At 60.7% G+C, this 20439-nt stretch carries 17 protein-coding genes; 6 read left to right on the top strand and 11 right to left on the bottom strand.

The genetic code is table 11. From position 1 onward, the window contains the following. Positions 1-34: 34 nt before the first annotated feature. Positions 35-457, top strand: a complete 423-nt coding sequence (gene mscL / locus E4021_RS05660; protein ID WP_136457168.1) for a large conductance mechanosensitive channel protein MscL — start codon at positions 35-37, stop codon at positions 455-457. Between the two features lie 41 nt (positions 458-498). On the opposite strand, the gene E4021_RS05655 is transcribed toward mscL, so the two are convergent. The 3 genes from E4021_RS05655 to E4021_RS05645 all read right to left on the bottom strand — a co-directional run bounded on the left by E4021_RS05655 (position 499) and on the right by E4021_RS05645 (position 3863). Continuing rightward, positions 499-2052: an Rne/Rng family ribonuclease gene (locus E4021_RS05655; protein WP_136457166.1), complete on the bottom strand. Its 1554-nt coding sequence runs from the start codon at positions 2050-2052 to the stop codon at positions 499-501. Positions 2053-2750: 698 nt separating this feature from the next. Continuing rightward, a complete protein-coding gene (locus E4021_RS05650; RefSeq protein ID WP_136457164.1) occupies positions 2751-3545 on the bottom strand; it encodes a tetratricopeptide repeat protein in 795 nt (264 codons plus the stop codon). Continuing rightward, complete coding sequence (locus E4021_RS05645) at positions 3546-3863, bottom strand: HU family DNA-binding protein (protein ID WP_136457162.1); 318 nt, start codon at positions 3861-3863, stop codon at positions 3546-3548. A gap of 260 nt (positions 3864-4123) precedes the next feature. On the opposite strand from E4021_RS05645, the gene E4021_RS05640 reads away from it, so the two are divergent. Both E4021_RS05640 and gmk read left to right on the top strand, forming a co-directional pair. Beyond that, positions 4124-5017 carry a YicC family protein gene (locus E4021_RS05640; RefSeq protein ID WP_136457160.1) on the top strand — a complete coding sequence of 298 codons (894 nt, stop codon included), beginning with the start codon at positions 4124-4126 and terminating at the stop codon, positions 5015-5017. Beyond that, entirely contained in the window at positions 5007-5588 is a 582-nt protein-coding gene (gene gmk, locus E4021_RS05635) for a guanylate kinase (protein WP_136457158.1), read from the top strand. The genes E4021_RS05640 and gmk overlap by 11 nt, the downstream gene beginning before the upstream one ends. Here gmk and E4021_RS05630 read toward each other — a convergent pair. The 7 genes from E4021_RS05630 to E4021_RS05600 form a co-directional block, all read right to left on the bottom strand. Beyond that, entirely contained in the window at positions 5585-6118 is a 534-nt protein-coding gene (locus tag E4021_RS05630) for a hypothetical protein (RefSeq protein ID WP_136457156.1), read from the bottom strand. The genes gmk and E4021_RS05630 overlap by 4 nt on opposite strands. 78 nt (positions 6119-6196) lie before the next feature. After that, positions 6197-6640: a nucleoside deaminase gene (locus E4021_RS05625; RefSeq protein ID WP_136457154.1), complete on the bottom strand. Its 444-nt coding sequence runs from the start codon at positions 6638-6640 to the stop codon at positions 6197-6199. Continuing rightward, the gene (locus tag E4021_RS05620) at positions 6633-7586 is read right to left on the bottom strand and encodes a glycosyltransferase family 2 protein (protein ID WP_136457152.1); all 954 of its coding nucleotides are present in this window, start codon (positions 7584-7586) and stop codon (positions 6633-6635) included. The genes E4021_RS05625 and E4021_RS05620 overlap by 8 nt, the downstream gene beginning before the upstream one ends. Continuing rightward, positions 7571-8839, bottom strand: coding sequence for a dihydroorotase (locus E4021_RS05615; protein ID WP_136457150.1), 1269 nt, complete (start codon positions 8837-8839; stop codon positions 7571-7573). Before E4021_RS05615 ends, E4021_RS05620 begins: the two co-directional genes overlap by 16 nt. A 55-nt stretch (positions 8840-8894) precedes the next feature. After that, on the bottom strand, positions 8895-10913 hold the full coding sequence (locus tag E4021_RS05610) for a BatA domain-containing protein (protein WP_136457148.1): 2019 nt from the start codon (positions 10911-10913) through the stop codon (positions 8895-8897). A gap of 67 nt (positions 10914-10980) precedes the next feature. Continuing rightward, positions 10981-12363: a class II fumarate hydratase gene (gene fumC / locus E4021_RS05605; RefSeq protein ID WP_136457146.1), complete on the bottom strand. Its 1383-nt coding sequence runs from the start codon at positions 12361-12363 to the stop codon at positions 10981-10983. Further along, a complete protein-coding gene (locus E4021_RS05600; RefSeq protein WP_136457144.1) occupies positions 12360-13460 on the bottom strand; it encodes a mandelate racemase/muconate lactonizing enzyme family protein in 1101 nt (366 codons plus the stop codon). Before E4021_RS05600 ends, fumC begins: the two co-directional genes overlap by 4 nt. Before the next feature lie 108 nt (positions 13461-13568). On the opposite strand from E4021_RS05600, the gene E4021_RS05595 reads away from it, so the two are divergent. From E4021_RS05595 to E4021_RS05585, 3 genes are all read left to right on the top strand, one after another. Continuing rightward, positions 13569-14633 carry a chemotaxis protein CheB gene (locus E4021_RS05595; protein ID WP_136457142.1) on the top strand — a complete coding sequence of 355 codons (1065 nt, stop codon included), beginning with the start codon at positions 13569-13571 and terminating at the stop codon, positions 14631-14633. Between the two features lie 156 nt (positions 14634-14789). Beyond that, positions 14790-15152 (top strand): hypothetical protein, encoded by a 363-nt coding sequence (locus E4021_RS05590; protein ID WP_136457140.1) that lies wholly within the window; start codon positions 14790-14792, stop codon positions 15150-15152. 179 nt (positions 15153-15331) lie between these two features. Further along, positions 15332-18622 carry a CheR family methyltransferase gene (locus E4021_RS05585; protein WP_136457138.1) on the top strand — a complete coding sequence of 1097 codons (3291 nt, stop codon included), beginning with the start codon at positions 15332-15334 and terminating at the stop codon, positions 18620-18622. On the opposite strand, the gene E4021_RS05580 is transcribed toward E4021_RS05585, so the two are convergent. After that, complete coding sequence (locus E4021_RS05580) at positions 18594-20402, bottom strand: sigma-54 interaction domain-containing protein (RefSeq protein ID WP_136457136.1); 1809 nt, start codon at positions 20400-20402, stop codon at positions 18594-18596. The two genes, E4021_RS05585 and E4021_RS05580, sit on opposite strands and share 29 nt — an antisense overlap. Positions 20403-20439: the final 37 nt, after the last annotated feature.

Here is a 20439-nt window from a genome sequence, read left to right as displayed (position 1 = left end):
CCGGTAGTCCTTCGGACTACACAACGTTACACCCATGTTTCAGGAGTTCAAGACCTTCATCATGAAGGGCAACGTGCTCGAGCTCGCCACCGCGGTCATCATCGCCGGCGCCTTCGGGGCCATTGTCACTTCCTTCACCAACGACATCCTCATGCCGCCCATCGGACAGCTGCTGGGCGGGGTTGATTTCTCGGAATTGACCATCCCGCTGTCCGAGACGGTGTACGATGCCGAAGGAAATGTAGTTGAGGCCGGAGCGGCCATCCGCTACGGCATTTTTATCCAGCGCATCATCGACTTCATCATCATCGCCTTCGCCATCTTCCTGCTCATCCGCAGCTACAACCGGATGACGGAAAAACCGAAGCCCGCTGCCGCCCCCGCGCCGCCCCCCGGCCCGTCGGAAAAGGACATCCTGCTTCAGATCCGTGACGAACTGGTCAAGCGCCCGCTCTAAACGGGAAAGGGGCCTGAACGCTAGCGTTCAGGCCCCTTTCTTTAATTCTGCAGCTTGATCTCGTCGTCTTTGCTGTCGTAGAACTTGAAGGTCGTGATCGGGAAGTCGTTGTCGGACTGGATGTCCAGCCAGCGGTAGTGCTTCATGTACCACTTCATCTGGGCGCTGGGCAATCCGCGCTTCAGGTAAGCGGAAATGTAAGGGTGCACCTTAAGTTTCAACTTGGCCTTGGGTCGCGCTTCCATAATGAAGTTTAGGTCGCGTTCGATCTCGTCGGTGAGCAGGATCGTGGCGTTCACCTTGCCGGTGCCGTTGCAGGTCGGACACTTCTCGGCGGTGGTGATCTTCACCTCAGGACGTACCCGCTGACGGGTGATCTGCATCAGGCCGAACTTGCTCAGTGGCAGGATCGTATGCTGCGCGCGGTCGTTCTTCATCGCGTTGCGCATCGTCTGAGCGAGCTTCTTGCGGTGCTCTGCATCGCGCATATCGATAAAGTCGATCACGATGATGCCGCCGATATCACGCAGGCGCAGTTGCCGGGCGATTTCCTCGGCGGCTTCCAGGTTAATCTTCAGTACCGCCTCCGTCTGGTTCTGACTCGGCATCTTGTTGCCGCTGTTGACGTCGATGGTGTGCATCGCTTCGGTATGTTCGATGACGATGTAGGCGCCGCTGGCCATGGTGGCCGTCTTCCCGAAGCTGCTTTTGATCTGCTTGGTCACGCCGTGCGCGTCGAAGACCGGCTTGCTCGCCTTGTGGAACTGAACGAGATTGGGGCGGTCCTTGGCGATGTCCTTTACGTACTCCTTGATGGTATCGTAGAGGTCCTTATCGTCGACCACGATCTTCGTGAAATCCGGGGTAAGGAGGTCACGCAGTAGACCCGTGGTCTTGTCCACTTCACTGAGCAGCTTGGCCGGTGGCGTGGCGTTTTTGGCTCCTTCAACGATGGCTTTCCATTTGTCCATCAGGGAGTTGATCTCCTCCAGAAGTTCACCTACCCCCTTGCCTTCGGCGGCGGTGCGGACGATGACCCCGAAGTTGACCGGGCGGATGCTTTCCACCAGCAACTGCAGGCGCTTGCGCTCCTCACTGGTGCTGATCTTTTTCGATACCGCTACGGTTTCGCTGAAGGGCGTAATGACCAGGTACCGGCCCGGGATGGTGATCTCGCAGCTCAGGCGGGGGCCTTTGGTGCTGATCGGCTCCTTGAGGACCTGAGTGAGTACGACCTGCTTCTTGGAGAAGACCTCGTCGATCTTGCCCGTTTTGACGATTTCCGGTTCGTAGTCGACCTTTTCGAGTTTCGAGGTCGACAGCTTTCCCTTGATGGCCGCGTCGGCGTACTTCTGCAGGGTGCGCACTTTCGGGCCGAGGTCGGTATAGTGCAGGAAGGCGTCCTTTTTGTGTCCGATATCGACGAAGGCGGCATTCAGGGGGGCGGTCACCCGTTTCACGCGGCCGAGGAAAACATCCCCGACGGTGAATTGGTCGGTAGACCGCTGACGGTGGATCTCCACCAGTTTTCCGTCTTCGAGTAAGGCAACTTCAACTTCTTTGCCCGTACTCGAGACGATCATTTCTTTTTCCACTGTGCAACAGGGTTGGGTAGATACACGAATTCCCCCCGCCGTAAAAAGTAGACGGAGGGATGCGGGTGCATCCGATACACTAAAACATACCGGTTACCGGGGGCGGGCTGGGGCCGCTCGGTGCCAGGTATCCTGCTGAACTGAGGCGAATAGGGAAACGTCGTAGCGCGGGAAGTCCGGGGTAAGTCCGCCGCACGTGTTCGAACACGGCAGGTGGCGGAAAGTCTCTTGGCGGTTACATCGGCGCATTTGCCAGCCGATGCCACAACTTAAAAGTGGACTAAAAAGGCAGTAAAAGTAGACGTTAGTGACTGCGGTATTCACAAAGGCTCCGCAGCTGTCTCAGAAAGAGGGGTAGTGTAGGCGCCGAAACGGGGTAGCTGCCAAACCGGTCACGACCGGGGCGGGACGCTTTGCTCGCCCCGGTCGCAGTGGGTATGCTGCTAGAGTGTTTCTAGCGGTTCTTTTTCTTGTGACGGTTCTTGCGCAGGCGCTTCTTCCGTTTGTGGGTAGCAATCTTATGACGCTTCCGCTTTTTTCCACACGGCATATTAGAGTCGTTTAGGTTAAAAAAATGGGGTGATTGAGGCGATGCTCTCCCATTAATACAAATTGGGAGGAACATAAGTTGTAGTAAGCCCCCGCGCGGGGGCGAACAAGGGCCGCAAAGGTAGTTATATTTCCGTTAGCCGCGGCATTCAGCCTTCCTGCCCCAACAAATCCGAACACTTTCGGGCAAAGATATCGGCTTCCCCTGCCCGGCCGAGGTCTTCGTACACTTTGGCGAGGGGGCACACTACGTCGGGATTGCCGGGGTCGAGCTCGTCGGCCTTGCGCAGGCGCTCGGCGGCCCGATCGAGCTGGTTGGTGCGGATGGCCAACTGGGCCAGCGTGATGTACACCCGAGGATTGTCGGGGTACTGCTGCTCCAGCTCCCGCAGCATGAGGATGCCCTTCATGGGGTTGTCGGGCGGTGGATTATCGGTGTAGGTCACCGCCAGGTTGATGCGGTTCTCGGCGTTGCCGGGGTTGAGGCTGATGGCGGCCTGGTAGGCCTGTTCCGCCTGCGCGCCGCAGAACTGCCGGGTCTTGTCGTCGATGCCTTCCTGCCGCAGGCAGAGGCTGAAGGTCGTGGCCGTGATCGCCCAGGCCTCTTCGGTGTTCTCCAGTTCGGCGATCTGGGCGGCATAGGCGCCGGAAATGGAAGGCTTGCCAACCTGGTACCACTCGCGGGCCAGTTGGCGCAGGACTTCGACGCGCAGACTATCGTCTTCCGCCTCCTGCAGCTGCTCTTCCAGCCCGGAAAGGGTAGCGGCTTGGGCCGGGTTGAGGTCGTCGTGGGCTTCCCGGATCAGGGATTGCACTCCGGTAGCCTGCAGCGGACCGCGGCGGAAACCGTCTTCCATCTCGGGTGGGCGTACCGGGCAGCCCCAATACGTCACGAGTACGAGTACAAAGGCGATACCGGCCGCGATCCACTGTGCTTTTCTCATTTAGTCCAGGTCACTCTCGTCGTCGTCGGGCAGGGAGGCCACCTTGTCCTTGACCTGTTCAACGAAGATTTTAGCCGGCTTGAAGGCCGGGATGTAGTGTTCGGGAATTTCGATGGCCTTGTTCTTCTGAATGTGGCGACCAATCTTCTTGGCGCGCTTCTTGACTACAAAAGAGCCGAAGCCGCGGATGTAAACGTTTTCACCTTCTGCGAGGCTTCCCTTGACCTCTTTGAAGAAACTTTCAAGAGAGACCAGTACATCGACTTTCGCGATGCCTGTCTTGTCGGCAATATTTGCCACTAAATCAGCTTTTCTCATTCTGGTATTTTTGTTCCCGAGCGCGGGTTTTCAAAAGCGGTGCAAATATCTGATTTTCGGTGACTTTTACCCAACTAACAACACTATTTCTTTTGTAATCAATCACTTAGGTAATTATTTCGTAATACTGGTACTTTATTTCCGGTTCCTTTGGCGATTGTCACCTTTTGAGCTCCGAGCCACCAAACCATCGCGGCGATCACGGGTCGGGCGCCCCGGCAATTCCTCCTATATTCGCACCCCTTATCAACACCCCACCCATGCTCCTTTCCATGACCGGCTACGGTCGCGCCGTCCGTACCGATGGCGGCAAAACCTATACCGCCGAATTGCGCGGGCTGAACAGCAAGCAGACCGACCTGCGCCTGCGCACTAACCTCAACCTGCAGGCCCACGAACTGGAACTGCGCAAGCGGGTACTGGCCGCGGCCAAACGCGGCAAGCTGGAAATGAACGTCGAGATCGCCGACGAATCCGGCGCCGGCAAGGTCAAGGTCGACCTGCCCCTGCTCTCGGCCATCAGCCAGGAAGTCTACTTCCGCCTCAACGACCACGGCAAACGGCCCCTGCCGGAGCATACGATGGACGGACTCGTACCCGCCCTGCTGCGCACCCCCGGTATCGTGGAGACCGGACTGGCCGAACTGGAAGCGGGCGACTGGGAAAACGTGCAGGCCGTGGTGGAAGCCTGCCTGGACCGCCTGCACGCATACCGGAGCCAGGAAGGCAGCGCCCTCGCCGATGACCTCGGCACCCGCGTCCGCGCCATACTGGAACTGCTCGGTCAGGTCGACGACTATGCCGACCAGCGCATCGAAGCCGTACGCACCCGCATGGAACGCCACCTGGCCGAATACATGGGCCGCGCCAACGTCGACAAGAACCGCTACGAGCAGGAAGTGCTCTTCTACCTGGAAAAGATGGACATCAACGAGGAAAAGGTACGCCTGGCGCAGAACTGCGAGTACTTCCTCGAAATCCTCAATAACGAGGATGAGGTGAAGGGGCGCAAACTCGCCTTCATCGGTCAGGAAATGGGCCGCGAAATCAATACACTGGGGGCCAAGTCCTACTCCGCCGACCTGCAAAAACTGGTCGTCGCCATGAAGGAACACCTCGAAATGCTGAAAGAACAGCTCGCCAATGTCGCCTGAGCCGCCCCACGGAAAACTACTGATCTTCACCGCCCCCTCCGGCGCCGGAAAAACCACCCTGGTGCGCCACCTCCTGAAAAAATTCGGGGAGTTGGCCTTCTCGGTGTCCGCCACCACGCGCCCGCCCCGGCCGGGAGAGCGCGACGGTGTAGACTATTACTTCCTGAGCCCGGAGGAGTTCCTGGCCAAAGTGGCGCGCGGCGAGTTCGTGGAGTACGAAGAGGTATACCCGGGGCGCTTTTACGGCACCCTCCACTCGGAGGTGCGCCGCATCTGGGACGCCGGGCGCACGGTGGTCTTCGACATTGAGGTGAAGGGCGCCACGACCATCAAGCGGCAGTACCCGCAGGGCAGCCTGGCCGTGTTCGTCGCGCCGCCGTCGCAGGAAATTCTGTTTCAGCGGCTGCGCGACCGGTCGACCGAAGATTCGGAAAGCCTGCGCGTGAGGATCGCCCGCGCGGCGGAGGAGTTGCTGTACGCCGATCGCTTCGACCGGGTGCTGGTGAACGACGACCTGCAAGCGGCACTGGCCGAGGCCGAACTCATCGCGCGCGAATTCCTCGATATCTAGAGCCGCCGCCCCCGCACCACGCGACCGCGGGTGTCCTCGTCCCGGATACGCTTGAGGGGGATCAGCAAGCTGGCGTAAGCGTCGTCGCTCGAGACCCGCCATTCGCGGCCGGCGTAGTTGACCGTCCCGCTGTTGCGCGTCCAGTCGCTGGCCAGCAGCGAGTAGCGGTTGCCGTTTTTCGGATTGGGCCCGAAGATCAGGTAGTTGTCGTCGTCGTCCTCAAAGGAAATGGCCACCCGCTGATCCTTCGGACTGAAGGTGAATACACCCGGCGTATTGCGGCGAAAAACCACCTGCTCCACCTCGCGCCCGTTGATCACCTGCACCGAACCGTTGCGGATCCGCGAACTGCCGCTGCGCAATTCCCGCTGCAGCACCACGTCCTCAGAGAGGTAGAACTGGATCCGCCGCAGGTCGGCCTCGTCCCACTGCTGCTCTGCGTAAAGGTCTTGGGTGAAGGGTCGCAATCGGGGGCCGCAGCCCGTGAGGAAAAGCAGGGAGAACAGCAACAGGGGCAGGATACGTAGCATTGGTCGGGGGCAATGGATCACCAATAGTACGGTCGGGGCGCGTACGCGGGTGCAGGGGAAGGGTGGTTTAATCCAAGTTTAACGCCGGTTTTGGAAGAATCCCGTCATCAGTTCGGCGCATTCATCGTGCAGGATTCCGAATTCCAGCTTCGTTTTCGGGTGCAGGAGTTCGCGGCCGAAGCGCATGAAGCCCCGCTTGTCGTCGCTGGCCCCGTAAACGATGCGGGCGGTCTGGGCCCAGGCCAGGGCACCGGCGCACATGGGGCAGGGTTCGAGGGTCACGTAGAGCGTGCAGTCCAGCAGGTACTTGTCGCCCAGGTGATTCGCCGCCGCGGTCAGGGCGATGATCTCGGCGTGGGCCGTGACGTCGTTGAGCCGTTCGGTTTCGTTGTGGCCCCGGGCGATGATGCGGTTGTGGGACACCACTACGGCGCCCACCGGGATCTCGCCCATGGAGGCCGCCAGGCGGGCCTGCGCCAGGGCCTGCCGCATGAAGTAGGCATCGTCGTATACCTCAAGCATCCAGCACTTCTTCTACGAGGTAATAGTTGCGGTCGGGGTTGGAGCGGGCCACCAGCTCCGCCAGGAAGCCCGTGACGAACAGGATGGTACCCATCACCATGGTGGTAAGGCTGATGTAGAACCAGGGATTGTCGGTCACCAGGGTCTTGGGCATGTTATTGGCCAGGGCGTATACCTTGGTGGTGCCGATGACGACCGAGGAAACGAAACCGATCAGAAACATCAGGGTGCCGAGGGTGCCGAAGAGGTGCATCGGGCGCTTGCCGAACTTGCCGACGAACATGAGCGACAGCAGATCCAGGAAGCCCGTCACGAGCCGCGAGAGACCGAACTTGGAGTAGCCGTACTTGCGTGGGCGGTGCTCGACGACCTTTTCGCCGATCTTGCGGAAACCGGCCCACTTGGCCAGCAGGGGCAGGTGACGATGCATGTCGCCGTAGACCTCGATCGACTTCACGACGTTGCGCCGGTAGCTTTTGAGCCCACAGTTAAAGTCGTGCAGTTTGATGCCGCTCACGAGCCGGGTGACCATATTGAAGAAGCGGGAGGGGATAGTTTTGCCGATGGGGTCGCGCCGCTCCTTTTTCCATCCGGAGACCACATCGTAGCCTTCCTCGACAATCATTCGGTAGAGGGCCGGAATTTCGTCCGGACTGTCCTGCAGGTCCGCATCCAGGGTGACGATCACGTCGCCCGTAGCGTGCTGGAAGCCCACGTTCAGTGCCGGACTTTTGCCGTAGTTGCGCTGGAACTTGATGCCCTTGAGGCAGTCGTTATGGGCGGTAAGTTCGCGCACCACCGCCCAGCTGTCGTCGGTGCTGCCGTCGTCGACTAGCCACACCTCATAGGTGAAGCCGTTGGCCCGCATGACGCGGTCGATCCACTCGGTAAGTTCCCGCAGGGATTCTTCCTCGTTGAAGAGGGGGACGACTACGCTGATGTCCATAGCCGGTCGTGGTTTACGGTACCCAGGATACGGCCGGGCAACGACTGTCCGAGCAAGGGGTGGTTGGTGGTCTTCCCCGGCAGGTCGGCGGCGGTGAAGGTAGATTCGCCGCTGATGGTGTAGAGCGTCAGCCGGGCCGGCGCTCCGGTGTCGATGTGCAGGGGTTCGAGCCCGAGGAGCCGGCGGGGCCCGGCCGTCAATGCCGCGATCACGGCCGAAAGCTTTGCTTCGTCGTCGGCCCACCGGAGTTGCTGCCGGAAAGCGGTCTCCAGGCCCAGGGCCCCGAAGGTGGCGTAGCTGAATTCCAGGTCTTTCTCCTCCCGGTGGCGGGCCCGGTGGTGGCTCACGATGGCGGCAATGCTGCCGTCCGCGACGCCTTGGCGCAGGGCCTCGCGGTCTTCCTCCGACCGCAGTGGCGGCAGCACTTTGAAGTTGGGGTCGAAAGCGGCCAGGTCGGCATCCGTGAACGTCAGGTGGTGGGCCCCGACGGTGCAGCCGGCCAGGCCATTGGTGCCGATCCCGAATTCGCGCAGCAGTTCCAGTCCGTCCGCCGAACTGAGCAGGTGAGTGATCATTCGCCCCCCGGTGTACTCTAGGATGGAGAGGTTGCGGCGCAGGGGGATTGTCTCGCACATTGTCGGAATGCCGCGCAAGCCAAGCTGCACGCTGACGGCACCTTCGTGCATCTGACCTTCCTCGGCCAGTTCGGGGTCGTAGGCAGATTCAAGAATGACGCCCCCGAAGGTCCTGGTGTATTCGAGCGCCCGCTTCAGCAGACTGCCGGAGGTGTTGCGGCCCGGACCGTCGGTGAAGGCCAGCGCGCCAGCCGCGTCCAGCTCCATCATTTCCGTGAGGTCGCGGCCGGCGGTATCGCGGCTGAGGGCGGCCAGGGGGAGCAGGTCAACGGCGCCGTCGCGGTTGTGGCTGCGCAGGTAGGTCATGTCGGCCACCGTCTGGCGTACGGGCTCCGTATTGGGCAGGACGGCCACGGCCACGTAGCCGCCGGCGCGGGCCGAGGCGGTCAGGCTGGCGATGTCTTCGCGTTCCTCGTGGCCGGGGTCACCCAGGTAGGCACCGATGTCGACGAATCCGGGAGAGACGCGCGCGTCGGGGTAGGCCACCACCTCTTCATCCCCTTCCGGTTCCAGCGCTTCGGCAATGGCGCGGATGACCCCGCCGGTGATCCGCAGGTCGCGGGTGTTCCCGTGGTGGGGGCTGGCGGGATCGGTGATCAGTACTGAACGGAGGAGCATAGGCGGGCAAAGGTATCAAAGCGGCCGCAATTCCGGGCGGCAGGGCAGGGGAGTGCTACACCTTCCAGAACCGCAGCAGGAGCACTTCGGCCAGGAGGAAGAGCAGGGCAGCCCAGATGAAGTAGCGCCACAGGGGCCGGCCTTCGTTGCGGCTGCGCACCTCTTCGAGGAGCGCGGCCTGGCTGTCGGCGTCCAGCACCGAGGTGTTGGCGATGTTTTCCAGTTTGTCGAGGGGGGTGTAGCTCAGGTCCGACTCCGTCCGGTCGTAGTTAAAGGCGAAGGACTCGACGACTTCGTCGTTGATGACCAGTTCGTAGATGCCCGCTTCGGGTACCTGGCCACCCAGGCCCAGGGCCACCCGGTTGCCGATGGCGCGCTGCTCGGGGATGAATTCTCCGCCGGGGCCGCGAAGTTTGTAGACTATCTCCCCCGACGACTGCCGCCGGCCTGTTTCGATCACCTCATCGCGCCCGATGGTGTAGGCCGCGGGCCGCCGCCGACCGCTGCTGATGCCCATCTTGTACAGCATGGGGATGAAGACCTCGGCGTTGAGCGACAGGTTATTTATGCCGGTAGCGAGGGGGGCAGCGCTCAGGTAGAGGTTGCCTTCGCCGACGGAATACTTCGCCAGGGCGGTACTGCCGTCGCGGTAGGTCAGCAGGGCTTCCTGGGCACGGGCCCCGTAGCGGGTAAGGGGAAAGTTGCCGGCGGTGGTGGGCAGGTTCAGTGCCGAGCGACGGTTCTCGAACACCCCACCGAAGATGAAGGCTTCGTCGTTGAGGCCGCTTACTTCCCGACTTTGTTCCTGGTAGGCGAGGAGTTCGTCGGCGGGCAGTGACTGCAGGAAGGCGTTGTAGCTGCCCGGGTCGGCGTTGCGGGGCGGAAAGACCAGTAGGTTGCCGCCGTCGCGAACGTACTGTCGCAGTTGTTCGGCCAGACCGCTGCCGATCGCGTCCATATCGGTCAGCACCACCAGATCATAGCCGGACAGGCCACCGTAATCGATGCGCTGGGCCGGCACCTGGGTAGGTTCGAAAACCCCCAGCCGCAGGGCAGCGCTCAGGTTGCGGTCGAAGGCCTCATCGCCGTTGATGTTGAGCACGCGAACCCGATCGGTGGTCCGGAAGGCCAGAAAGTAGTCGTCGTCGAACTCCACCGGGTAATCGGTGATGGTCAGCCGTGCGGTGCCGCTTCCCCCCTGGGTGATGTTCAGAAAGACGCTGTCGATCACCGAGCCCCGCGGGGGCAGGGATAGTGTACCCACGGGTTTGGTTTGTCCGTCGTAAGTGAGGCTAAGGCGCACGTTGTCCAGGGTCTGGTCGCTGAAGTTGCGTACGCGGACGAGCAGCAGGTTATTCTGGTTCAATTGCGGCACCGGGGCGTCGAACCAGGCCGAGTCGATGGCCAGGTTGCGTTCCTGTACGGCCTGCAGGGGGACCAGATTGACCGACAGGCTGGTATCGGGGTTTTCCAGGTCGGTGACGTTCCGCTGAAAGTCAGAGATCTGGTACACCAGCCGGTGGTCGAGGGTTTCGGTGCCGAAGGCCGAGACCTGCCGGTCGAGCACCCGCGACAGTGGCCGGCTTTCCGGACCGATCCGAATGGCCTCCAGGGCATCGAGGGCCTCCTGCTGACCTACCAGCCGCTGGGTGCCGCCGCTGAATGCATTGGTGAGCACCTGGAAGCGGTCTTCGGGGCCGTATGCCCCCACCAGGTCGCGCGCCCGGTCCTTGGCCACCTGCAGCAGGGGTGCCCGATCGCCCTCCGCGCCCATACTGAAACTGTTGTCTACGTAGATGCTGACTGCCTTGCGCCCCCTGAGTACCCCGTCCTGCACCGGCAGGTAGGGTTGGGCAAAGGCCAGCACGAGCGCGGCCACGGCCAGACAGCGCATCAGCAGGATCAGCAGGTTGCGCAGCCGGCTGCGCATGCTCGTCTCTTCCTTCACTTCCCGCAGGAAGCGCACGTTGCTGAAGTACACCTTGCGGAACCGGCGAAAATAGAACAGGTGGATAATCACCGGAATGGCGATCAGCGCAAGGGCCCACAAAAAGGAAGGGTAGAGAAATGCCATGGGGAGTGGGGCTGTTCCGACGGTCCGTCGGGCGTGTAATGCCCGAACGGACCGTCGGGTTGCCGGATCAGATCATCGACTCGGGCTTTACCCAGGCGTCGAACTCTTCCGAGGTCAGGTAGCCCAGGTCCAACGCCGCGGCCTTCAGCGTCGTATCCTCGGCGTAGGCTTTCTTGGCGATGGTCGCGGCCTTGTCGTAGCCGATCTTGGTGTTCAGGGCGGTCACCAGCATCAGACTGTTGTTCAAGTGCTCGGTGATCCGGTTGCGGTTGGGTTCGATGCCGGCCGCGCAATTCTGTTCGAAGCTGCGGGCCGCATCGCCGATCAGGCGGGCGCTGACCAGGAAGTTGTAGATCATCAGGGGTTTGAAGACGTTGAGCTCAAAGTGCCCCGTCATGCCGCCGATGTTGATGGCTACGTCGTTGCCCATCACCTGGGCCATGGCCATCGTCAGGGCTTCGCTCTGGGTGGGGTTCACCTTGCCGGGCATGATGCTGCTGCCGGGCTCGTTGGCCGGGATGATGATCTCGCCGATGCCGGACCGCGGTCCGCTGGAAAGCATCCGGATGTCGTTGCCGATCTTGGTCAGGCTGGCCGCAAGGGTCTTGAGCGCACCGTGTGATTCGACAATCGCGTCGTGGGCTGCCAGGGCTTCGAACTTGTTATCCGCCGTCCGGAAGGGGAGACCGGTAAGGTCGGCGATCTCCTGAGCCACCGCCTCGGCGTAACCTTCGGGTGCGTTCAGCCCGGTGCCGACGGCCGTACCGCCCAGGGCGAGCTCCGAAAGGTGGTCCAGGGTGTTGCGCAGAGCCCGCAGACCGTGATCGAGCTGACTGACGTAGCCGCTGAACTCTTGGCCCAGCGTAAGCGGCGTGGCGTCCATGAAGTGGGTGCGGCCGATCTTGACGACGTCCTTCATCTCCTCCGCCTTGGCGTGCAGGGTATCGCGCAGCTGTTCCACCCCGGGAATGGTGTTCTCCACCAGGATCTGGTAGGCGGCGATGTGCATGGCGGTAGGGAAGGTGTCGTTGCTCGATTGGCTTTTGTTGACGTCGTCGTTGGGGTGGAGCACCTTCCGGTCATCGGCCAGGTCTCCCCCCTGCAGGACGTGCCCGCGGTTGGCGATCACCTCGTTGACATTCATATTGGACTGGGTGCCGGAACCGGTTTGCCAGACCACCAGCGGAAACTCTTCGTCGAGCTGTCCACTGAGGATCTCGTCGGCAACGCGCCCGATGAGGTCTGATTTACCACGCTCCAGTACGCCCAGGGAGGCATTGGTGCGGGCGGCGGCCTTCTTGAGGACGGCGAAGGCGTGGATGACCTCGCGGGGCATCAACTGGCCTCCGATCTCGAAATTGGTGAAACTGCGCTGGGTCTGTGCGCCCCAGTAGCGCTCGGCGGGTACGTCTACGTAGCCGATGCTGTCTTTTTCCTGGCGGGTATTCATGCAATTGTTATTTGGCAGGACGAAGGTAATTGATATTCCGGGCGCAGCCGGGCGCCGAGCCCTGGCACTTCCGGGACCGTAACGGTGCCGCCGGGGCCGTAGGAAATGCCATCCTCCACTACATCTTCGGCGTGCATCAGCGGTGTATCGAAATCGCAGAACTCCACCCGCGGGCTGCTCAACGCCAGGTGCGCGGCGGCCGTGAAGCCCAGCCGCGACTCCAGGAAGCCGCCTACCTGCAGGGGCAGGTCGGTGGTTTCGATGATCTTGCGGGCGGTGTGCAGGCCACCCGATTTGCTCAGCTTGATGTTGATGCGGTCGACGGCCCCGATGGCGGTCAGGCGTCGGGCGTCGTGGTGGTCCCAGCAACTCTCGTCGGCCATCAGCGGAATGGGGCTCAGCCGCCGCAGTTCGGGCAGCCGGGTCCATTCGTAGCGGTCGATGGGGGCCTCGCAGTGCTGGACGTTGAAGGGGGCCATACCCCGCAGCGCCACCACGGCTGCGTCGAAGGTCCAGCCCTGGTTGGCGTCCAGGCGCAAGGGGATGTCGGGTCCTACCGCGGCGGCAATGGCGGCAACCCGTTCGATGTCGGCCTGGGGATCCTCCCCCAGTTTGATCTTGATCACGGGGAAACCCCGCTCCACAATATCCCGGGCGTCGGCGGTCATCTGCTCCCTGCTGCCGAGGCTGACCGTGTAATCGGTGTACAGGGTCCGGTTAACGCTTCCGCCCAGGTACCGGTAGAGGGGCAGGCCGGCGGCCTGGGCGGCCAGGTCGTGCAGGGCCAGGTCGAAGGAAGATTTCAGAGCGTGGTTGCCGTGGAGGGCGCGGGCCATCAGGGCGGTATACGCGGGTGCCGCATCGGCCGGCGTGCCTAACAGCCGGGTCGCGAGGTGGCGACCAATGGCCACCGCCCCGTCCAGTGTCTCGCCGTGGATGGTGGGAAAGGGACTGGCCTCTCCCCAGCCTTCCCGCCCGTCGACGGTGCGCACCCGCACGAAAAGGTTCTCGGCGTGGGTCAGCGCGCCCAGGGAAATAACGAAGGGCTTGCGGAGGGGCAGGCGAAGCGGAAAAAGGGTGATTTCGCGAATCAGCATAAGGGGGCCAAACTTGGGGCGGGCGTGAAGGTAGCGGCTTGGCAGCACCCGCCTTGCCGGCATTGTTGTATTTTCACGAAACCCGCGCACCGCCGCCTGAACCCAACTATGAATTTACTCGAGACGACATTCCGAAACGTAGTGGTGGTAGGCGCATCAGCCGGAGGGATTGAAGCACTCGTAACCCTGGTCAAGGGCATTCCGGATGACTTGCACATCGCCATCTTTATCGTGCAGCACCTGCCCGCCAATAATTACAGTAACCTGGACGTCGTGCTCCAGCCCCATACCGGCATGACCGTAAGAAAGGCGCGGGACGGAGAGGTCATCAAGCCGGGGATAATCTACCTGGCCCCCGCCGACCGGCACCTCCTCGTGGAAAGAGATCGGGTTGGGGTGGCTATGGGCCCCCCGGAGAACCGCTTCCGACCGGCCGTGGATGCCCTTTTCCGCTCGGCCTCCTTTACGTACCGCGAGCGGGTCATTGGGGTTGTGCTGAGCGGGGCCCTCAGCGACGGAGCGGCGGGGATGTGGTCGGTCAAACGCAACGGCGGGATCGCGGTGGTGCAGGATCCGGCCGAGGCAAGGTTCCCCGACATGCCGAAAGCGGTGATGCGGTATACCTCCGTGGATTACGTAATATCCACTTCCGAGATCGGTACGTTGCTGAGCAGGCTGAGCCGAGAAAAAATCACGCCGGTGACTGGTCCGCCGAAGGCCAACTCCCCCGCGCCGGCGCAGGGGGTGGGGGAATCATCCGCAGCGCCGACCGGCACCGGATCTTCAACGTCGTCGCCATCGGACGACAATAAGGGGGGCAGCGTACCCCTTACCTGCCCGGAATGTCATCACGCCCTGCAGCAGCGGGGGCCGCGCCGGCAGTTGGAATTTGACTGTGCATCGGGTCATGTGTTTACGGCCGAGGCCCTGCTGAACCTCACGCGCGACCAAACCGAGCGGGCGATAGGGGAAATCAGTCGGTGGCTGGAGGAAACCCGGTTTTTACTCAGCCGCATGGCCGAGCAACTGGATGGAACGGAGACGGAGGCGGTGGTCAAGCGGTATCGGCGGCGGGCGCAGGATATCCAGGAACAATTGGGCCGTACCCGTCGGGTGGTAGCGGGGGAGCAGGCGGGGGAGACGGGGGACGAGGACGGATACGATATTTCGTAAAACTCTAAATGTAATAAAAACCGGCTCTCGAATTGTATCGGATTTGATAATGGAGAATATATGTTTGTAATATCGATGTTTATATATCTGTTATAGAGTAATGTAAGAATGTGGCATGATTTTTGCAAAGCTGCAGGTTCAGAAATACACCACCCTATGTCCAGTATTCAGGATACTTCCTCTGACTTTCAGCACAACACCCTCGACTACATCAACCTTCTTGACCAGCAGAGCGCCCAGGTAGTAGCCTTGGCGGAGGATCTGCCGATGCCCCTGCCGCTCCGGCTGGAACTCCAGCAGAGTTGGCGCATTACGCGGCAGAAGCTGGCGTATTTTCGGCGGGAGCTGGAGCGGGCCGACGGTGGCTTCAAGCGCGAACTTGAGCAACTCCATAACGCGCTGTTGCCCGAAGTGATTTCTTATCAGGTTCGTTTGGGCGCCATGATGATCTCAGATACTTGCACCGATCGGCGGTATCTGAACCGCTGGAAGGCCATTTGGGCCAACTTCAAGCTGTAAACCTATCGGGGCGTATACCCTTCCGTGAGGTGAATTTGTTATGTTTACGACCTCCTGCCTTAACATATCGTTAGGGCCAAGGGAATCGTGGGTGTTTTCAATGTTGGTATGTAATGGGAATCACCGGCCAGGACGCCGAGCAGGCCGTACCAGTCAGGTGAATCGTTTAAACTAGATTAATGTCCGCAAGAATCGTTGGCATTGGAGCCTCTGCCGGCGGCCTGGAGGCATTGGAATCCTTCTTCTCCGAACTACGGTCCGGCCTGGGGCTGGCTTACGTGGTGGTCCAGCATTTGTCGCCGGACCACGAAAGCTATTCTACCGAGATCCTCCAACGGGTCACCTCCCTACGCGTGGTGCCGCTCCTGGAAACTACGGTGCCCGTGCCCGATCACGTATACGTGCGGGCGCCTGATCTGGAAGTTCAGGTGGACAAATACGCGCTTCGCACCCTGCCCCGGCCTACGGACAGATCGGAATACTACCGACCCATCGACGATTTCTTTACCACACTAGCCACTGCGCACGGGGAGGACGCCATCGCGATTTTGCTGTCCGGCATGGGCTCCGACGGAAGTCGGGGGCTGCTGGAAGTGAAGGACCGGGGCGGAATGGTCATGGTTCAGGACGCGGAGACGGCACGCTTCGAGGACATGCCCCGCGCCGCCCTGCGCGACCAGTTGCCGGACCTGGTGCTCCCGCCGGACCAGTTGGCCCGACGCCTGGCCGCGTTCATCCAGAAGACGGGGAGTCCCAACGGCAATGCATCCGATGAACCCGAGCGCTACAGCCCGACGGAGTTGCGCCAGGCGCTCCTGGACCGCGTCAACGAAAGCTCCCGAGTTGATTTTAATCGCTATCGCCCGGGTACGATCCTGCGTCGGATCGAAAAGCGGATCCTACTGAGCTCCTTTTCCAGTTTGCGGGAATACGTGAACTTTGCCCTCGGCAACGAGGAGGAACTGCAGTTGCTGCGCGAAAGCTTCCTGATTGGCGTCACCCGCTTTTTCCGCGATCAGGAAGCGTTTAACAGCATCCGGCTCGACGTATTGCCCGAGTTATGCGCCGTAGCGGAAGACCGGGAGGTGAGGATATGGGTACCCGCCTGCTCTACGGGCGAAGAGGTTTATACCCTGGCCATTTTGATGCACGACTACCTAACGACCCACGGCATTTCCCGCCCCTTCAAAATTTTCGGCTCGGATGTGGACCGCAGGGCCATCATTACCGCCGCGGAAGGAGTCTATTCGGACCATATCGCGGCCGACGTGCCGCCGGAGTGGCTGCAGCGGTATTTCGTGCGCTCGCCCCAAGGGTACACAGTGTGTCAGGAACTGAAGGAGCACGTCCTGTTCGCAGTACAGAACCTGCTGGATGATCCGCCCTTCATCCGGATCGACCTGCTTTCCTGCCGCAATTTCCTGATTTACATTAACGGGGAGGACCAGCAACGGATCCTGAACAACTTCTATTTCAGCCTCAATCCGACCGGGGTGCTGATGCTGGGGCCCAGCGAAAGCCTGGGTAGCCTGCAACGGGCATTTACCGACATCAACCGCCGCTGGAAGATCTACCGCAAGCGCCAGGGCGAACATGCCCGATCCGCCCAACGGATTCAACCGCCACAGGAGAACCCGCTCCCTCGGGGCCGGCAACTGCCGCTCACGCCTTACCGGCTGAAGGACGCTCCGGACGGGGAGAATTCGACTGCCTGGCCGGCCGCTAAGCTCGGCCCCACGATTATGGACCAATTTGCCCGATTTCTCTCCGAGCGGTACGCGCCGGCCACGCTGTTTGTGGACCAGCACTACACCATCCTTTATCTGAACGGAGACTTTAACGGGATGCTGCGGTTGCCCCGCTTTAATGCCCACCTCACCCTGCAATCCGTGGTGAATGACGAGGCTCGCAACCTGCTGACCGCCGGGGTCGACCGCATTCTGCGTACCGGCAAGAGTGGCGCGTTCGAGCGGATAAACGTTGCCGATTCCAAGTCTGCCCCGCGGTACCTCCGCGTACGCTTCAGCCTGCAGGATGTTGCACAGCCTGAATCGCCGGTCGCCATGATCGAGTTTCTTCCCGCTGCCGTGGAGCCGGAGGAGGTAGCCAGCCATTCTAGTACCGAGGAAGTGTTTACTCCCGACGGGCAACTGCGGGAGAAGATCGAAGTGCTGGAGAATCAATTGATGCTCAGCGAGCAACGCGCGCAGAAATTGTACAACGAGCTGGAGGCCACCAACGAGGAACTGCAGTCCAGCAACCGAGAGTTGCTGGCTTCCAACGAGGAAATGCATAGCGCCAATGAGGAACTTCAGTCGGTAAACGAGGAGCTTTATACGGTCAACGCCGAGTTTCAACGCAAGAACGAGGAGCTTAATAACATCAATAACGACGTTCACAACCTGATGAAGAGCACGCAGATCAGTACGATCTTCGTGGACAATCAACTCCGGATACGTCGCTTCACCCCTGGCATGGGGCAGCAGTTCGACCTGCACGTGACGGACCTGGGAAGGCCGATCACCTCCTTCTCTACCCCCTTCGATAACCTGAATATCGAGGAACTCTGCCATTTCGTCCTGCAGACCAATTCCCGGCACGATCAGGAGATCGAGGACCGCCATGGCAATTTCTACTTGCTGCGCATGCTGCCCTACGTCACTGATCAGCACCGGGTGGAAGGCGTGGTGATCACCTTCGTGGACATCAACGACCTGGTAACTACGCGCCGGCGCCTCACCGACATGGCGCAGAAGTACGCCGCCATTTTTAACAATACCGAGGAGACGATCGGGATCATGCGCGAGAACAGCCGCATCGAGGAAATCAACCGGCCGCTGGCCGGGCGGTCGAGGGAGGACTTGGTCGGTATTTACTTCGCCGATTTGATCACGGAAGTTGAGGACAAGGTCAAATTCAGTGAAACCCTCCGGGCAACCTTTAACGACCAGGAGATTGGTCAGCTGTCCATCACGATCAGTGACCCGGACGACCAACTGCTCTATTTAAAGCTGCAACTGCTGCCCATCGTCAAGGTCGGCAGCCGGCCGGAAGACAACGAGGTCAATCAGGTAATGGTAATGGTTCAGGACATTACCGAGTTCGAGGTGGAACGCCGGCAGTCTACCGCCATCATCGACCAGTACAAGAAAACGCTCAGCTACCTGCAGCAGGACGCGGGGCTTATCAACCTCGACGAACAGTTGATCCTCGTCAATCACATGCCCACGCACCTCCGTTCACCGGACCAATACCCAGATCGTTACCTGAGCGATTTCATTCGCCCCGCGGGTCTGGAACGGTTTCGCCGTGCGTTGAACCGACTGAAGGAGGGTAGCCCAATGGAAGAGATTCGTTTCACTGAAGATGAACTGGTGGACGATGCCCACCCGCGCCGGGTACTTTACCGTCCGGTCTACATCAGTGGCCGCCTACGCTACATCAGTTTTGAGGTGGTGGAGAATACTTAGTGGACTGCCGGCTGATGCCCAGTTTGCGCATCTTGCTGAACAGTGTCTGCGCGTTCAACCCGAGCAACTCCGCGGCCCCGCCCTTTCCACTCACTTTGCCTTCCGTCATGCTCAGTACGGCCATGATGTGACGGCGCTGCATCTCCTCGAAATCCAAAACCTCCGGCTCCGGAATGCTGTCCGGCGCCCCGTCAGGTTCTGCGGATGACCGGGCGTGGCGTTCGTAGTTAACCTCCAGTATGTCGCCCGTACTGATGATGAGCGCGCGCTGGATGATGTTCTCCAGTTCCCGCACGTTGCCCTCGTAATCGTAGTTGATCAACTTCTCCAAGTCCTGGGGCCGCAGCCGGGGAAGCGGCCGGTTCGGCGGAGCGTGTTTCTGGATGAAATGGTCGATCAGCGCGGGAATGTCTTCGCGGCGCTCACGCAAGGGAAGGCTGTGAATGGGGAAGACGTTCAGTCGGAAATACAGGTCGGACCGGAAGGTTCCCTCCGCGACCCGCTTGCGCAGGTTGCGGTTGGTGGCCGCGATGATCCTGACGTCCGTTTGTATGCTTTCGGTTGCGCCCAGCGGGGTGAATTCGCCATCCTGCAATACGCGCAGCAGGCGGGTTTGCAGCAGCATAGGCATCTCCCCGATCTCATCGAGGAATAGCGTTCCCTCGTCGGCCAGTTCAAAACGACCGAGGTGGTCGGCCCGGGCCCCGGTGAAGGCACCCCGCCGGTATCCAAACAGCTCGCTTTCGATGAGGTCGGCCGGGAGCGCCCCGCAGTTGAGGATGAGCAAGGGGCGGTTGGCCCGGAGGCTTTTGGCATGGATGGCCCGGGCGATGAGCTCCTTGCCCGTACCGGTTTCTCCCGTAATCAGCACGGTACTGTCGGTGGCGGCCACCTGATTGACTTGCTCCAGGACACGGGCGTAAGCTGGGCTCTTGCTGATGATGGTAAAATCGGACGGTGTACCGAACTTTTCCTTGATGAGGAGCTGTCTGCGCTCCAACTCCTTGGACATGCGTTCCAGCTTGATCTCCATGGCCTGTTCGCGTTGCTGCTGGTTGCGCCGCTCAGTGAGGTCGTAGGCGGTCAGCATGAACTGGTCCTTGAATTCAACCTTGCGGATGGGTTTCACGACCACCTTGACCGGAAAGAGGGTGCCGTCCTTGCGCTGAAAGGAGGTTTCGTAGGTGGCATCCCCCCTTACCAGGGCGGAATCCATCAATTGGGTAAGCCGCTGAGCGTCGTTTTCCGCGTCGATCTGACGCAGTGGAGGGGTGCGCTCCCTACGGTCGTATCCGAGTTCGATGAGCAGGGGTAGATTCAGGTGGATTAGCCGTCCGGAGCGATGCACCCGCAGCGTGTAGGTCTCGACTTTGTCCAGCAGTGCATCGAGGTTATCGTCGGGTTCACTGCGCAGGATCTCATCCCCGGTCGAGGTGGCCGGACTGATGACGCCGAAGAGGGCGGGGTGCTGGCGGTAGCTGACCCGGCTGGCGAAGAGTACCAGCGGACGCCCTGAGTTGGTGAGCCGACCCACGGGCAAAACCAGGCGTCGCGTGCTGCCGCCGAGTTTGAAGCTTTGGATGAATCCCCGGAATTCCGCGGGATTATGAAAAATACCAAGCCCAAAGACCGTTCGGTCCATGTCCACCAGGGCAGGCTGTCCGGAAATGGCCATCATGGCCTTGTTTGCGTAGACGATACCACCATCCAGGTGGGCTAAGAAGCCGGGAATAGGGATCGTTTCAAGGATCTCTCCAATATCGCAAGCATTATCCGGCATTAATAGGGAGGTTCGTAACCAAATCTACAATAATCCA

The sequence above is a fragment of the Neolewinella litorea genome (assembly GCF_004803465.1).
In the GTDB taxonomy this organism is placed as follows: domain Bacteria; phylum Bacteroidota; class Bacteroidia; order Chitinophagales; family Saprospiraceae; genus Neolewinella; species Neolewinella litorea.
This window is presented reverse-complemented; position numbering and strand designations above follow the sequence as displayed.

What these genes read in the sequence shown, in the direction of transcription:
- E4021_RS05615 (WP_136457150.1), bottom strand. Translation starts at nt 8,839, where the DNA reads ATGCTCCTCCGTTCAGTACTGATCACCGATCCCGCCAGCCCCCACCAC.
- E4021_RS05625 (WP_136457154.1), bottom strand. Translation starts at nt 6,640, where the DNA reads ATGCTTGAGGTATACGACGATGCCTACTTCATGCGGCAGGCCCTGGCG.
- E4021_RS05645 (WP_136457162.1), bottom strand. Translation starts at nt 3,863, where the DNA reads ATGAGAAAAGCTGATTTAGTGGCAAATATTGCCGACAAGACAGGCATC.
- E4021_RS05630 (WP_136457156.1), bottom strand. Translation starts at nt 6,118, where the DNA reads ATGCTACGTATCCTGCCCCTGTTGCTGTTCTCCCTGCTTTTCCTCACG.
- E4021_RS05590 (WP_136457140.1), top strand. Translation starts at nt 14,790, where the DNA reads ATGTCCAGTATTCAGGATACTTCCTCTGACTTTCAGCACAACACCCTC.
- E4021_RS05640 (WP_136457160.1), top strand. Translation starts at nt 4,124, where the DNA reads ATGCTCCTTTCCATGACCGGCTACGGTCGCGCCGTCCGTACCGATGGC.
- E4021_RS05585 (WP_136457138.1), top strand. Translation starts at nt 15,332, where the DNA reads ATGTCCGCAAGAATCGTTGGCATTGGAGCCTCTGCCGGCGGCCTGGAG.
- fumC (WP_136457146.1), bottom strand. Translation starts at nt 12,363, where the DNA reads ATGAATACCCGCCAGGAAAAAGACAGCATCGGCTACGTAGACGTACCC.
- E4021_RS05580 (WP_136457136.1), bottom strand. Translation starts at nt 20,402, where the DNA reads ATGCCGGATAATGCTTGCGATATTGGAGAGATCCTTGAAACGATCCCT.
- mscL (WP_136457168.1), top strand. Translation starts at nt 35, where the DNA reads ATGTTTCAGGAGTTCAAGACCTTCATCATGAAGGGCAACGTGCTCGAG.
- E4021_RS05600 (WP_136457144.1), bottom strand. Translation starts at nt 13,460, where the DNA reads ATGCTGATTCGCGAAATCACCCTTTTTCCGCTTCGCCTGCCCCTCCGC.
- E4021_RS05620 (WP_136457152.1), bottom strand. Translation starts at nt 7,586, where the DNA reads ATGGACATCAGCGTAGTCGTCCCCCTCTTCAACGAGGAAGAATCCCTG.
- E4021_RS05610 (WP_136457148.1), bottom strand. Translation starts at nt 10,913, where the DNA reads ATGGCATTTCTCTACCCTTCCTTTTTGTGGGCCCTTGCGCTGATCGCC.
- E4021_RS05595 (WP_136457142.1), top strand. Translation starts at nt 13,569, where the DNA reads ATGAATTTACTCGAGACGACATTCCGAAACGTAGTGGTGGTAGGCGCA.
- gmk (WP_136457158.1), top strand. Translation starts at nt 5,007, where the DNA reads ATGTCGCCTGAGCCGCCCCACGGAAAACTACTGATCTTCACCGCCCCC.
- E4021_RS05650 (WP_136457164.1), bottom strand. Translation starts at nt 3,545, where the DNA reads ATGAGAAAAGCACAGTGGATCGCGGCCGGTATCGCCTTTGTACTCGTA.